We start from the raw sequence: 14,266 nt of genomic DNA, 5'->3' as shown, positions 1-14,266 counted from the left end.
ATGTTTGTTGTTAATAACATTGCCATTGCTTCCGTTGAGTTATGCAAGTCCAATAAACAAAGACAACGTGATAGTGATCAGTGCCTTGCCGGATAATCCGATCATTAGCTGGGTCAAAGATGTTGTCCATCAAGCCTATACAAATATTGGTTTTAACGTAAAATTTCAAGAATACCCACCGATGCGCGGCATCAGTGAAGCTAATAGTGGCAATGTTGACGCTGTGTTAGTGAGAGCGGAATTAATTGAGCAGTCTTTGCCCGATTATATTAGGGTGCCGGTGGCGTTGGGTCACGGGGATTTGGTACTTTATTGTCAATTGTCTATGCCTTGTTCCAAAGAGGCATTAGATGATAAACATAACCTAATTGGTACGATAAGCGGTAGTATTGCGTCTGCTCAATTTATGGTAGATAAGAAGGCTAGCAGTTACCAAGTACCACGAGATAGTCAGATCAGCAAGATGCTTCAGGCGTCACGACTTAATTATATCTTATCGATAGATGTTAAAGGTTATGGTAATTACTCGGATTTAGATAATAATCAGTATCAACGTGTGGTACTAAAGTCATTTGATGCTTTTCATTATCTTCACAAAAGTAAATCGACCATTTTGCTTCAGCTACAACAAGCGTTATTGGAAGCCAAACTAGCGGCCGAGGCCGATTTTCCAATATTAAACCATTAAGCTTTGATGATTTTATAAGGTGGTAAAGACGCGAGTAATTCTTTGCCGTAGCGCTTGGTCAGTAGACGTTTATCCATGATGGTGATCACGCCAGTGTCTTGTTCATTTCTTAATAACCGGCCGGTAGCCTGGATCAATTTTTTTGACGCATCTGGCACCGATATCGACATAAACGGGTTACCGCCTTTGGCGCTAATATATTCAGCTTGAGCTTCTTCTACTGGGGAAGTCGGCACTGAGAAAGGCAACTTGGTAATAATCAAATTAGTTAAATATTTCCCAGGTAAATCTAGCCCTTCAGAAAAACTTTGGGTGCCAAAAATAACGCTGGCGACATCGTTATCACAGCGCTTTTTATGGGTGTCGATAATGTGCTGTCTTGCTTGTTCACCCTGAACCTGAATTTGCACCTGATGTTGCTCTCTAAGCGCTTTTGCCACTTGTTCCATTTGCCAATAGGAAGAAAACAATACCAGGGTCGCCTTGTCTTGCTTAATTAATGCGGGTAATTGTTTAATTAATTCGTCAGTAAATTGTGGACTACTGGGTTCATTAGTCATCTTAGCAATGACTAATTGCGCATTGCTTTGATAATCAAATGGTGAGTCTACTTTTTGATATTGGGTGCCATCGTTGGTTGCTAGTCCAACCTGACGACGAAAATAATCAAACGAATTTAACGCTAAAATGGTCGCAGAACATAACACCGCGCCTTCACATTTTGACCACAACATATCTTCTAGAGTAAAGCCGACCTCGATTGGTGATGCCGATAATAAATAATCCTGGCGTTTGCCGCTGATTTTTTCTAACCAGCGTGCCAATGGAGCAGATTTTTCACTGTCGGTTTTGGCATACATTGCCCATAGGGCGTTAAAATTTTCCAGTCGCTGAATAATAAAACCTGATTCTGCCAGTAACGGCTCAGCAAGGTAACTTTGACTGTCTCCATCTTTTACCGATTCCACCAACAGGTTATAGAGTTTGTTACTATGGCTTAAACATTTCTTACTTAATTCTGTCAGGTCTTCTGCTTGTTGCTTGATCAGTTTGGGGACTACGCCATTTTCAAAACGAAAAAGTGCCGAATCATTATCATTAGTAAATGTTGAGTTATTTTTGTTTGCTGGCGTGAAATATAATGCCTGATTATTGTCGATAAAACGCAATACTTTTTGTAATTCTGCGATTAACTCCTGACAATCATCGGCGAGTTTCAGTGATGGTGAGATAGCTGAATTCGATTTGATCAATTTTGCCATTTTATCGCCTAACTCTTTGGTTTTTTCAAGCCAGTCTAGGGCTCCCTTTAAGGTAACACTTGCGCTTGAATGGTCACGCGTAACCTTTGGCAGATGATGTGCCTCATCGATAACGTAAAATGTATCTTCTGGCGCGGGTAAAATTTTCCCACCACCGAGTTCTAAATCGGCAAGCAGTAAACTATGGTTAATCACCAATACCTGACATTGTTCCATGGCCTCTCTTGCCTGATGAAATGGACAATGATTATGTTCATTCTGTCCTTTGATGCAGCTATGTTTATCTGATTGAATTGACTGCCAGATGTGCTGAGGAATCGGGTCGGCCCAGGAGTCACGATCGCCTTGCCAGCGGTTTTCTGCTAACGCCTGATTGAGATTTTTTAATAACTTAAGCTCATATTCACTCGGTTTTTCGGCAAAGGTAAAACCTGCTTGAGGATTTTCTTCCTGGCTCACTGCTTGTTTGAGTTTTTGTCGACAGACGTAACGTTGGCGTCCTTTAACTAACGCAAAATTAAAATCTAAGCCCGCATGTTTTTTTAAAAACGGTAAGTCTTTATCAACTAATTGTTCTTGTAATGCCACCGTCGCGGTAGAAATACAGACGGTTTTTTGTCGTGTCAGTGCTAAAGGGATCGCGCCTAATGAATAAGCTAAGGACTTACCGGTACCAGTGCCAGCTTCGATAGCAATGATTTTACGGGTTTTGTCATAATCACCCGCTAAGGTTTTAGCTATTTCCGCAATGAGAAAGGTTTGCTGTTTTCTTGGATTAAAGTTGCTTAGGTTCTCGCCAATTGCCTTGTAGGCGCTGCGAATCGCCTGTTTTATTTTATCGGATAGCATAAGTAGTAGCGGAAATTATTCCTTTAGCTCGACTAAGCTCGGTTTCCTTTGCTCAGCTTTTATTTTACAATGCTGTATATATTAACAGTTTGTGGTGGCTAATTATAGCAACTGAATTAAATTTTTGATCATTGAGCGAGAATTAAACGGCATATAGGCACAGGTTTTATATTATAGGCAAAACCTAAGTACCTACATTGATGTAGGCAAGGCTTTGATTGCAGATAATGGTTATTCTCGGTAACTGCTCCTGCGTTACCCTAATATATTACATCCATGTAATAACCTTATCAAAATCAGTAACGCTGCATATAAGCCTTTTAAACTCGCCTTTTGGGAGTTTGTCAGGAAAATGATAACTGTACAAATTGTGTTGTTAGAGAGTAACTACAACGGCATCAATTTGTTTTGTTCTAATTTCCCTGACATAGCTCTGAATGGGTTAAATCGTTATTTCAATTGGTATTAGAACCTTTAAATGGAAATTCCTGCAGATAAATTATTGTCAGGCTTTTTACTGACGCGCCAGGCTTTTGATACTCAGCAGGGGATTTGCCTGTCTTATTGGCTAAAGACCGAGCAGGGGCCGGCCAATGTTTTAGTTACGCAGCAATCGACGGTGTTTTTTGTTGAAGCAACTCTACAACAGCAGGTAACGCAATATCTAAATGATCATGCCATCAGTTATGAGAAAATAACGCCATTGGCGTTAAAAACCTTTAATCAGCAATCAGTTTGCGCTATCTATTTTCGTTCGATGCGCGATTATTATCGTGCAAAAGAAATCTTAGCGAGTTATCGCATCAAATGTTATGAAGATGATTTTCGACCGGAAGATCGTTTTTTGATGGAACGTTTTGTCACCGCCCATTGCCAGTTTAATGTCAGTGAACAGGCAATCATGGCTGAAAATACTTCCAGTCACGCAGCCCCTCGTATTTATGCCCAACAATGTCGGCCGATCCCTAAAACACAAATAGACAGTGGCTTTTTATTGGACATGGTATCACTGGATATTGAATGTTCGATGCAGGGTGAGCTTTACTCTATCGGTTTATATTCCCATGCGCTAAATGGTAAGTCATTAACGCAAGTGTTGATGATAGGTGACAATTCAAACACTAAGAGTAAGTTGCCATTAATCGAGCGGCAACAAATTGCGCCATGCATTAGATGGCTTGAGGATGAAAAGGCTTTGCTTGTCGCATTAATTGACTGGTTTAAGCAACACGACCCGGATGTGGTTATCGGCTGGAATGTCGTACAGTTTGATTTTAATGTATTGCAAAAACGTTGTGATTTGTATCAATTACTTTTTTCAATCGGTCGTGACGGTAAAGCGCCTAGATGGCGGAAAAATAATAATAGTGGCCAGCAATATATAGATATCGCAGGTCGGGTAGTGCTTGATGGTATCGATTTGCTAAAAACCGCCACTTATAACTTTCCAAGCTTCTCACTCGATTATGTCGCCACTGAATTGCTGGCTAGAGGGAAGAAAGTTGAAGATGTTGATAACCGGGTGCAGGAGATCACCGACAATTTTCATCATGATAAATTAGCGCTTGCAGCTTATAACCTGGAAGACTGCCGTTTAGTGACACAGATTTTTGAAAAAACGCAATTACTGGAATTTGCGATGTTACGGGCGCAATTAACCGGGCTGACTTTAGATCGTATCGGCGGTTCAGTCGCAGCCTTTACTAATCTCTATTTACCTAAGTTGCATCGTGCAGGTTATGTCGCGCCTAACCTTGGTGATGGTTTAAAAGGTTTAGTCTCGCCAGGTGGCTATGTCATGGATTCTATTCCTGGGCTTTATCAAAATGTACTGGTGTTGGATTTTAAGAGCCTATATCCCAGTATTATTCGCTCATTTAATATTGACCCTATGGGAATGATCGAGGGGTTAAAAGCACCAGAAGATGCTATTGAAGGTTTTGATGGTGCGTATTTTTCACGTGATAAGCATTTTTTACCTCAGATCATTAAAGATCTGTGGCAAGAGCGGGATAAAGCAAAGCAAGAAAACAATGCGGCGTTATCGCAGGCAATTAAGATTATTATGAATTCCTTTTACGGTGTCTTGGGCTCGACCGGCTGCCGATTTTTCGATCCTCGTTTGTCTGGCTCTATTACTAAACGTGGCCATCAATTATTAAAGCAGACGCAAGTCTGGATTGAAGCGAAAGGTTATCGGGTGATTTATGGTGATACTGATTCGATATTTGTTCATGTCGGTAATGATAAAAGCGCCGAGCAAAGCCGAGCGCTTGGAGCATCATTGGCTGAATTTATCAATAGCCAGTGGCAACAAAAATTAGAGGCGGAATTTCATATTAAAAGTGAGCTAGAAATTGAATTTGAAACTCATTTTAGTCAGTTTTTTATGCCGACAATTCGCGGGCTAGATGTTGGTACCAAAAAGCGTTACGCAGGTTTAGTGCGGGAAAATGGTGATACTCAAATTATATTTAAAGGACTGGAAAGTGTTAGAACTGACTGGACCGAATTAGCAAAAACCTTTCAACGTAGTCTGTATTTAAAAGTCTTTAACCAGGAACCAGTCAAAGAGTATGTTATGCAAGTGGTGCAAGATACTTATGACGGTAAATTGGATGATTTACTCGTATACCGTAAACGGATTCGTAAACGACTCAGTGAGTATGTGAAAAATGTGCCGCCGCATATTAAAGCAGCGCGCGCAGCTGATGCTATTAATCAACAACAAGGCAAACCGTTAAAATTTCAGGGTAAAGGCTGGATTGAATATTATTTAACTACAGCAGGGCCACAGGCCAAGGGCTATGTTACCGCGCCATTGGATTATCAGTTATATATTGATAAACAGATAGCTACTGTTGCAGATGCCATTTTGCCTTTTATTAATGAGTCGTTTACGGCGATTGTTGATCAACAGCAATCATTGTTTTAAAAAGTGTGCTGACGTAAATGCTTCAACAGCATTTTCATGAGGAGCCAGAGAACTGTTGTTAGATAGACAGGCAATACGCGTAAGGTCTTGCGAGGAAGCTCAATATAGACATCCAAGCTGATGAAGCGTGCTTTTATTACGCTAGCAACTATTTATCAATAAACTGAATTATGTGAATTATGTGACAACAGTTTTCGAGACAAATGTTTTAATATTAATAACCATAATGCATGTGCAGGCTGATAAAATTATAACAATCACTCGCACTTTTTTTGATTAGGGTTTGATTAAAACGAATAAAGATGTTTAGATGGCTAGAATGCTAAAGTGTCACGATATCTAAATAAGTCAATGGAATTAGTTTAATGAGAAAAGATACCAAAATCGTTAATGCCGGACGTAGTAAAAAATGGACGAGAGGCGTAGTAAATCCACCGGTGGAACGAGCATCAACAGTAGTGTTTGAGTCGGTAAAAGAGATGAAACATGCCACTGCCCATCGTGGTGAGCAGGTATTATTTTATGGTCGTCGCGGCACTTCTACGTCTTTTGCTTTTCAAGATGCGATGACAGAGCTTGAAGGTGGAGCGGGCTGCGCGCTGTATCCATCCGGCACAGCGGCGATTACCAATGCGATTTTAGCCTTTGTTAAAGCTGGTGATCATATTTTAATGGTCGATACAGCTTATGAGCCAACCAGAGACTTTTGCGATAAGGTTTTGACCCGTATTGGCGTTGAAACCACTTATTATGATCCGTTAATAGGTAAAGATATTGAGCAGCTGATCCAAGAAAATACCGCTATCGTCTTTTTAGAGTCTCCTGGCTCAATCACCATGGAGGTGCAAGATGTGCCAGGTATTGCTAAAGCTGCTCATCAACATGATTGTATTGTGATGTTAGATAATACCTGGAGCGCAGGTGTAAATTTTCAGCCGTTTGATTATGGCGTGGATATCTCGATTCAGGCGGCAACAAAGTACATTGTCGGCCACTCGGATGTGATGTTAGGCACCGCAACTGCGACAGAAAAATACTGGGAAACCTTAAGAGAAAATAGCTATTTGATGGGGCAATGTACGTCGCCGGACGACTTGTATCTTGCGATGCGTGGTATTCGCACTTTGGGGGTTCGGTTAAAACAACATCAGGAGAATGCGTTGAAAATTGCCCGTTGGCTTGAGCAACGTGAAGAGGTGGATAAAATTTTACATCCGGCATTTTCATCTTGTCCGGGACATGAGTATTTTGAGCGGGATTTTTCCGGTTCAAACGGGTTATTTTCTTTTGTGCTAAATCGTGGCGATCAGGCCTCGGTTAATGCCTTACTCGATGGTATGCACCATTTTAAAATGGGTTATTCCTGGGGCGGTTTTGAAAGTTTGATTTTAGCAAATACTAATGTTGGTCGATTACGTACTGCCACCGGTTGGCCATATCAGCATCCGCTGATCCGTTTACATATAGGATTAGAAGATGCGGATGATTTAATAGAAGATTTAACGCAAGGGTTTGAGCGATTAAATCACAGCTTAGCGCAACGTTAGTCGTATAATTGATAGCATTTGATAATATTAATTTAATAAAATAAGCCAGCGAGTTGTAAAATTATCTGGCTTATTTTTTTGGGTACTTTTTATCAGTAGGGAAACTAATAAATGACGATTAATAGTAGCTTAAAAGCGCTAATGATATTGTTTGCGCTGTTCATATCTTTCGATGGTTTCAGTAAAGAAATAGCGCTGACCTTTGATGATGCACCGCGCGCCGCAAAGGGTTATTTTGATGGTAAAACTCGAGCGGCTAAACTGATTGCTAACCTAAAAGCTCATCAGGTGGAGCAAGTGGCGTTTTTTGTTGTCACCAGCAGGTTAGATGCGGAAGGGGTGGCACGAGTTAATGCATATAATACTGCAGGTCATATTATCGCTAATCATAGTGATACCCATCCCGATTTTAATCGTTTAACGCTAGAGCAGTATAGTGATAATTTTTTACGTGCCGATCGTCAGTTACGCCCGTTTAGCAACTTTAGTCCGTTATATCGCTTTCCTTATCTGAGAGAAGGCAATACCTTAGAAAAAAGAAACGGCATGCGCGCACTATTAAAAGATCGCGGTTATCGCAATGGCTATATCACTTTGAACAATTATGATTGGTACATTGAAACACTGTTTCAGCAATCGATTAAAAGCGGCCAGCCTTTGGATATGGAGCGGATGCGCCAATTTTATGTAAAAACTTTGATGGCCAGTATTCAATATTATGATCAAATGGCGAACACTTACCTTGGCCGCTCACCTAAACATGTGTTACTGCTCCATGAAATGGATATAACCGCCTTGTTTATTGGCGATTTGGTGGATGAACTTAGACGCCAAGGTTGGAAAATTATTTCACCTGAGCAAGCGTACACCGATGATATTGCCCTGTATCAAACTGAGCGCGTATTAAAATATAACCCGGGGCGCATTGGTGAAATCGCGCGAGATAATGACCAAAAATCTAACCTTTGGCATAAAACGCTGGACGAAGCATACCTTAAGCAGGCGTTTGATCAGCAAGTGTTAAACAAAACCAGTCAAGAGTAGAGATGAAATGTTTTTAATTTTCTCAGCCTCCTGTGAGCGACTGAAAAATATAGAGTTTGGCGTTGTCTGGTACTTTATCTAACAAGGTTTTTCGGTCAATTAATAGCTGATTATTGATACTGATATTGACGTGTCGGCGCAAAGCGCCGTTATCGTCAAGGATGTATTGAGTAAATCCGGGGGCCAGTTGATTGATTTGATGTAAAACATCGGCAATTGAGCCTGCGTCCAGTTCAAGCGCGGTATTTTCCAGAAGTGGAAAATACCGATATAAGTGATGTGTCATCTCAACATTAATCAATTAACGTTCCAAAACGCACTGAATAAATAGGCGGCATAGTAAACGGGGATCCCTTGGTGCATTATTGGTTTCGGTTGCCACTGACCGTTTTGTTGTTGAAAAATTAAAGTACCTTTGCGGGTACCAAGTAATATGATCTTTGACATTGCTAATCCTTTGCTTTGTCCAATATTCGCCAATCAATCATGTGAAGCTTCTTTCTGATTGTTAAAGCTTAGGCAATTTTTTTCAAACCGAAAAATATTAAGGGCAATAAAAGGAGTAACGAATGATTGTTGTTAGCTTATTGCTACTCCATGTTCTATTTTCTCAATAGCCGCTTAGGTTTTATGGTTAAACCAGTCAATGAGCACTGGATAAAGATCAGGAATTTTTTCTGTTGGCTTTTTCTTTTCATACATCTTGAGCAATTGCTCATTAAAGGCCTTGAACAGATAAAAACCGCGCTTTTGGCTCATAAAGTTTTCGATGTCATCTTTAATTTGTAGAAAGTCTTGTTCAGGGTAATGTTCTTTGGCGTATAACGAGAATATCGCCCAGGTCATGTATTCGTTAAATACCAGATATGGTTTGTTATAACCCCCGCCTTTGTACCAAGGAGTTAAATCAGCGAGTGCTTGGTTTATCTCATCTATATAAAGATCTGATATTGGGTTGACATAGGTATGGTCGATTTCGGTAAAAAAACTACGGGTAAGTTTTATCGCTTTCAGTGACGCTGATATTTCTTCATTTTGATAACGATTAGGACCGCTAATAAACATTACTGATTCTTTAAAACCATTATTGTCATACATTCGAGCACTGTGATTGCCGATCCCTAACGGTGAAAAGAATACCCTATAGCTATTATAACGCCCGGGGAATTGATGCTCTAACCATTGCCAAATACGCTGAGGTTGAACGCTAAGCTCAAATTGCTGATGCAGGCTGGCATAGTAATTTTGATGCTGCTGATAAAACGCATGAAATTTACTTTCTTTGGCAAAATCAGCCAGCAGCTTATTGTAATCTTTGATAGCGTTTTGTGCTCTGAATCCGCTATAAACTTCAGACGGTTTAATTTGCTCTTTTTTGAATTGATATGCCGGCCCATTTTCGACTAATGAATAATAATCGGCCTCTTTGAGCTTGCTAATGAGTGGATGTGTGGCAAAAGGGGAAAACCATTGCAGCATTTGTTGATAATAATCTTCACCTTGATGATTTTGCTGATAAGACTGACGATATTTGTCTGACAATGCCAACACAATATTGCTAAGCTCATAAACCGCAGGGGTGGCAACTGAGACTTTTCCTTGATGGCTTGCAATGTAGTTATTGCTATAATGTGCTGGTTGACCTTGCAGGTAAAACGAAATAGTTTTGACTTCTTCTCCTAATTGTAGATGAAGTTGTTCTATTTCATCCCCTTGATAGCCAATAGTCAAATGTTGATCTTCGTGTTTGATTTCAGCCGTTGGTGTATTGCCCCAGTACGTAAGGTAGATGTTTTTTTGCGCGGGAAGTTGACTAAAATCTAGTGTTTGATTGAAAAAACGCTCAATAATTAATTGTGCATTTGCATGCTGTAATACTAGCTGTTGTTCGCCTGCTGATGCGTAAAATGGAGCACAGAGCAGCAAAAATATCCTTGTATAGTGCAAAATTGACCTCATTTCTGTTGTGATTGATTTGTCTTTAAGTTAATTTAACTCATTGATAATAATATAGATAATTTTTAATGGACTGAATAGTCAGGCTGAAGTTATTGATAATCTGTCCAAGCTTGTAGTAGGTTTTGCTGCATGGTTTCTGCGTGTGCATTTAGTTGTGGAGCAAGTTTAGCTTTAGCCGGTAATTCTTCTTGCAAAAAATCTGGGATAATACGAAACACTTTTTTAAATTGCCATAGTAGCTCGTAGTGCATACTATCTAACTCCTGAAGTTCCTGACGTGCATCGTTAAAGTCACTATCACTGATACTTTCTAACCAATCTAAGGTTTCCGGGCTATTAAGGCCCGCTCTTTTTATGGTATCACCAATATGTTCGCAGGATTCGATCAACGCTTTACTATGCTTACCCTTAGTTTCTTTTGGAAACAGCGCGACAAAATCAGCAAACGCTAGGTGGAGTTGGGTTATTCTTACTCGCTGTAAAATCAATCGTTTAGGTAATGCCAGAAAATCTTTGCGGTTTAACAAATCACTAATTTCCAGCTCGGCACGTTGCACTAGGGTATACATCGCTTGATAGGATTCATATTTAAACGAATGTTGGTTAATTTGAATATAAGGCATGATATTGGCCATTGATTTGCCTGACTGCTGGTATTGTCGGGTGCGGATGTGACAGATGATATCTGCTAAACCAATCAGTTGCCCGCTATAACTGAGTTGTTCATTGCGTAATTCTTTTGGGTATCCTGTGCCATCACAGCGCTCATGATGCTCCTTTATACCGCGGTAAACTTCTTCATCAAATGGGTAAATGAGTTTAGCGATGGCCACGCTGATCATCATATGGTGCTTAACACTGTGCCATTCTTGATCTGAATAACTTCCCTGCTTGGAGATAAGTTCGGGATCAATATGGAGCAAACCTAAATCATGTAATAAGCCAACGTAAAAGGTGTTGCGTATGTGTTGCGGGGAAAGCTTCATTTCTTTTGCAAGCATACAGCCGAGCCAGGTACTAAATAGTGTTTGTTCAAAAATGGTAGGAAGCTGCAACTTAAGGATGGTGAGCTTTTGTAATAGTATTCGAGGAATTTGTTGTACAGAGCATAAATGTTCGAGCATCTGACCAAAGTCTATGCATTGATGAATTTGCTGCAGATCTGGAAAGAGTGCTAAAAGCTTGTTGAATTCTGCTACGAGTGAATTGGCAGTTAAACAGCCGTCAACAGTGATAAACTCATCAAGTTGTTTTTTCATTTTGTGGCCAACGAGAAAATCGTGCACTCTGTGCTCAATAGCGGTACCTTTAGGTACGAGCAGCGCACCAAATTGGTTGTAAATATTTTCTGTAGCGACAACTTTCTTTTTGTTATTTACATTGGCAAGGTGATTGACATAATGGGCGTTAATAACCGTTTCTGTATCCACTGTTGATCCTTTATTGTTATATTTCTGAGCGTCGTTTACTTTGGCAATGATTTTTCCTAAGCTATTGAGTTATTGTTAGTTATAGCATAAAAATAGTGAACAGGAGATATTTAGCGGCTAAACAAATGTCACTGTATATTCATTATTGGGGCTGATAGGTAAGGGATAGCATTTGCTTGTGAGTGATTGTTCATTTTGACTTTAATAGACATTCCTTTTACTCTGCTGCTATTAGTTATTAAGGGGCTATTGTTGCCATGTCTAAAGGACTTTCTCTCTGGTCATTTCAATCGTTAAGTCGAAAAATCAGTGGTTTATCTTCGATATTATTAGGTTTTTTATTTGTTGTTATTCTTTATTCAGTGATTAAACTGCAGCAAATCAGTATGGAAATGCAGGAAGTGGCGCGTATTGACTTTCCACTGACCAAAGTCATTTCTGAATTAGAAGTATTGCAGTTAGAAAAGCATATTATTTTTGAACAAATCCGGTATAAAAAACAGCATAAAAATAAAGTTGATTTGCACCATGAAATTGCTGACGAGCGAGAGCAGTTTAATGAGTTATCGCAGCGGGTGACTAGGGAAATTCGACTTGCTTCTGAGATCATTAACAACGGCATCATCAGTGGTAATATTGAAGAGAAGCTTGACGAACATCGTCGAGTTATCGCGATGTTAACTGGGTTTCAACAAGAATTAAATGCATTTCAATCTAGCGCGCACACTGTCTTTAATATTTTGCATCAACCTGATAGTGATACGCACTGGGAACAGCTAGAGTCTGAGCTAGCACTACTCGATGGCGAGGCGATCAATTTATTAGCCGAAATAGAAACCTTAACTGAAGAAATTGCGGAGAATGCAGTGCGTCATGAAAGAGAGTTCTTTTATGTAAATACCGCGCTTGGTGTTTCTGCATTGATAATCGGTATCTATCTTACCCTGTACATTATCAGTGGTTTTCGCCGCAGAGTAGGGGAAATTCAGCAGGGGATTGATCAGTTAAGCCAACAGATCTCGGAGGGCAAAGGTGCGGATGAAGCGGCAAAAATTACAGTAAAAACTGATGAGTTTGCTGGATTAGCAACCAGTATGAATGCCATGGTTGAGCGGTTTTCAACTGAGTTGGATAATCGTTACGAAGTTGAACATAAGCTACTACAGCTGGCGACAACGGATAAACTCACCGGTGCTTATAATCGCCATAAATGGGATGAAAGTTTGGCGGCAGAGTTTTTATTGGCCAAACGCGGATCTCTGCTAAGTGTGATTTTAATTGATTTAGATCACTTCAAAAAGATCAATGACAACTATGGGCATGATGTTGGCGATAAGGTATTAGTGCAAGCAATAGCGCTAATTAAAAAGACGATTCGTGAGTCAGACTTGGTTTTTCGCTTAGGCGGGGAAGAGTTTGCAGTACTAATGCGCAATCAGCCGTTATCGGAAGCTTGTGTTATGGCTGAAAAGCTTAGAATGACATTAGCGCAGACTGACATTAAAGATTTACCAAAATTTACCGGCAGTTTTGGTGTTGCACAATATACCGCTGAAGAATCGATAGCTAGTTTTATTAAACGTGCCGATCAAGCGGTTTATCAGGCAAAAAATAATGGTCGTAATCAAGTCGTCAAAGCTTAATCGGAATTATAAGGAAATGGATGTTATGGTCCCGAAAATAATTGCAGAAAATTAAATTATCAGAGCGTTTGAAGAAAAAGACTTACGAGTATTTGCCAATTGTCGTAGCTAATAACAGGTGGCTAAATATCAGAGTTGGTCAGATTACAGTTATCAAGATGCCGTTACGTTATTTAATAATATGGATTATGCGATATTTGTTTGCCAGAGCTGTTGGTAGCAATTGGCGGTAGCGCGGCAAGACAATGATGAACTGCTAGGAGATCTTGCAATACATTTTATTGATAATGAGCAAGTTGAAATTGGCTTTACAATTGCCCCTAAATATCAGCGCCAGAGAATTGCGTCTATTGTGATAAAACGCTTATTGGCTTACGTGTTTTTAACGCTACATAAACACCGCGTGATTGCTGTTACCGACACTGAAAATATTGCGTCGTGGCAGCCACTTGAGGGTTTGAATTTCAGACGATAAGCGCATTTTATACAGAATATCTTTTTTAAAGGAGCTTGGGGAAGCGAGTTCCAATACGCGATGCTTAGTTCGGAAAATTGTAAGCAATAATTAGCTTAAATTTATTAGATTTTACTTTTTAATGCACTGTTTAAATATACAGTTACGGTGTTTTCCCGCTTTGTGCCAGAAAACGAGAAAAATTCTCGCTTTCTACAACTAGATCGTAGGTGTAATATTTGAATAAGTTATTGATATAAAGATATAAAGATATTAATGTATTAATGTGTGTTCAATTAAATTGAAATTATTAGTAGACAGGTTTACGACAGAAACCGAGAATTATTCCTACTAATAAGCTGTTAGGGTTTCAGGGAGGTTCCAATCAAATATCTAGCATTTTTAATCGTTTTTCTATCTTTCACATCCTTTGCTCAAAAATATGAGTACTCAAC

At 39.7% G+C, this 14,266-nt stretch carries 11 protein-coding genes; 6 read left to right on the top strand and 5 right to left on the bottom strand.

Going from position 1 to position 14,266, the window contains the following annotated elements:
- The first annotated feature begins 4 nt into the window (after nucleotides 1-4).
- Nucleotides 5-688 carry a hypothetical protein gene (locus QQK06_RS00380; protein ID WP_284242533.1) on the top strand — a complete coding sequence of 228 codons (684 nt, stop codon included), beginning with the start codon at nucleotides 5-7 and terminating at the stop codon, nucleotides 686-688.
- Here the strand turns inward: QQK06_RS00380 and dinG are convergent.
- Entirely contained in the window at nucleotides 685-2,799 is a 2,115-nt protein-coding gene (gene dinG / locus QQK06_RS00375; RefSeq protein WP_284242532.1) for an ATP-dependent DNA helicase DinG, read from the bottom strand. The genes QQK06_RS00380 and dinG overlap by 4 nt on opposite strands.
- Before the next feature lie 478 nt (nucleotides 2,800-3,277).
- Between dinG and QQK06_RS00370 the strand changes: the two genes are divergently transcribed.
- The 3 genes from QQK06_RS00370 (at nucleotide 3,278) to QQK06_RS00360 (ending at nucleotide 8,325) form a co-directional block, all read left to right on the top strand.
- On the top strand, nucleotides 3,278-5,734 hold the full coding sequence (locus QQK06_RS00370) for a DNA polymerase II (RefSeq protein ID WP_284242531.1): 2,457 nt from the start codon (nucleotides 3,278-3,280) through the stop codon (nucleotides 5,732-5,734).
- 365 nt (nucleotides 5,735-6,099) lie between these two features.
- A complete protein-coding gene (locus QQK06_RS00365) occupies nucleotides 6,100-7,281 on the top strand; it encodes a cystathionine beta-lyase (RefSeq protein WP_284242530.1) in 1,182 nt (393 codons plus the stop codon).
- A gap of 111 nt (nucleotides 7,282-7,392) precedes the next feature.
- Entirely contained in the window at nucleotides 7,393-8,325 is a 933-nt protein-coding gene (locus QQK06_RS00360) for a polysaccharide deacetylase family protein (protein ID WP_284242529.1), read from the top strand.
- A 22-nt stretch (nucleotides 8,326-8,347) separates the two neighbouring features.
- On the opposite strand, the gene QQK06_RS00355 is transcribed toward QQK06_RS00360, so the two are convergent.
- The 4 genes from QQK06_RS00355 to QQK06_RS00340 all read right to left on the bottom strand — a co-directional run bounded on the left by QQK06_RS00355 (nucleotide 8,348) and on the right by QQK06_RS00340 (nucleotide 11,714).
- Nucleotides 8,348-8,626, bottom strand: coding sequence for a ubiquitin family protein (locus QQK06_RS00355; protein ID WP_284242527.1), 279 nt, complete (start codon nucleotides 8,624-8,626; stop codon nucleotides 8,348-8,350).
- Nucleotides 8,623-8,772 carry a hypothetical protein gene (locus QQK06_RS00350; protein WP_284242526.1) on the bottom strand — a complete coding sequence of 50 codons (150 nt, stop codon included), beginning with the start codon at nucleotides 8,770-8,772 and terminating at the stop codon, nucleotides 8,623-8,625. Before QQK06_RS00350 ends, QQK06_RS00355 begins: the two co-directional genes overlap by 4 nt.
- 174 nt (nucleotides 8,773-8,946) lie before the next feature.
- Nucleotides 8,947-10,251 carry a DUF4932 domain-containing protein gene (locus QQK06_RS00345; protein ID WP_284242525.1) on the bottom strand — a complete coding sequence of 435 codons (1,305 nt, stop codon included), beginning with the start codon at nucleotides 10,249-10,251 and terminating at the stop codon, nucleotides 8,947-8,949.
- Between the two features lie 122 nt (nucleotides 10,252-10,373).
- On the bottom strand, nucleotides 10,374-11,714 hold the full coding sequence (locus QQK06_RS00340) for an HD-GYP domain-containing protein (RefSeq protein ID WP_284242524.1): 1,341 nt from the start codon (nucleotides 11,712-11,714) through the stop codon (nucleotides 10,374-10,376).
- A 257-nt stretch (nucleotides 11,715-11,971) separates the two neighbouring features.
- Here QQK06_RS00340 and QQK06_RS00335 point away from each other — a divergent pair, with 257 nt between their 5' ends.
- Together QQK06_RS00335 and QQK06_RS00330 are read left to right on the top strand one after the other, a co-directional pair.
- Complete coding sequence (locus QQK06_RS00335) at nucleotides 11,972-13,357, top strand: GGDEF domain-containing protein (protein WP_284242523.1); 1,386 nt, start codon at nucleotides 11,972-11,974, stop codon at nucleotides 13,355-13,357.
- A 223-nt stretch (nucleotides 13,358-13,580) separates the two neighbouring features.
- A complete protein-coding gene (locus tag QQK06_RS00330) occupies nucleotides 13,581-13,832 on the top strand; it encodes a GNAT family N-acetyltransferase (RefSeq protein ID WP_284242519.1) in 252 nt (83 codons plus the stop codon).
- The last annotated feature ends 434 nt before the right edge of the window (nucleotides 13,833-14,266 follow it).

It is taken from the genome of Thalassotalea insulae (assembly GCF_030161395.1).
Taxonomy (GTDB): Bacteria; Pseudomonadota; Gammaproteobacteria; order Enterobacterales; family Alteromonadaceae; genus Thalassotalea_E; species Thalassotalea_E insulae.
This window is presented reverse-complemented; position numbering and strand designations above follow the sequence as displayed.

Bases quoted from the DNA above. Each gene is read 5' to 3' on its own strand.
- QQK06_RS00350 (WP_284242526.1), bottom strand. From the start codon at position 8,772: ATGTCAAAGATCATATTACTTGGTACCCGCAAAGGTACTTTAATTTTT.
- QQK06_RS00335 (WP_284242523.1), top strand. From the start codon at position 11,972: ATGTCTAAAGGACTTTCTCTCTGGTCATTTCAATCGTTAAGTCGAAAA.
- QQK06_RS00360 (WP_284242529.1), top strand. From the start codon at position 7,393: ATGACGATTAATAGTAGCTTAAAAGCGCTAATGATATTGTTTGCGCTG.
- dinG (WP_284242532.1), bottom strand. From the start codon at position 2,799: ATGCTATCCGATAAAATAAAACAGGCGATTCGCAGCGCCTACAAGGCA.
- QQK06_RS00370 (WP_284242531.1), top strand. From the start codon at position 3,278: ATGGAAATTCCTGCAGATAAATTATTGTCAGGCTTTTTACTGACGCGC.
- QQK06_RS00365 (WP_284242530.1), top strand. From the start codon at position 6,100: ATGAGAAAAGATACCAAAATCGTTAATGCCGGACGTAGTAAAAAATGG.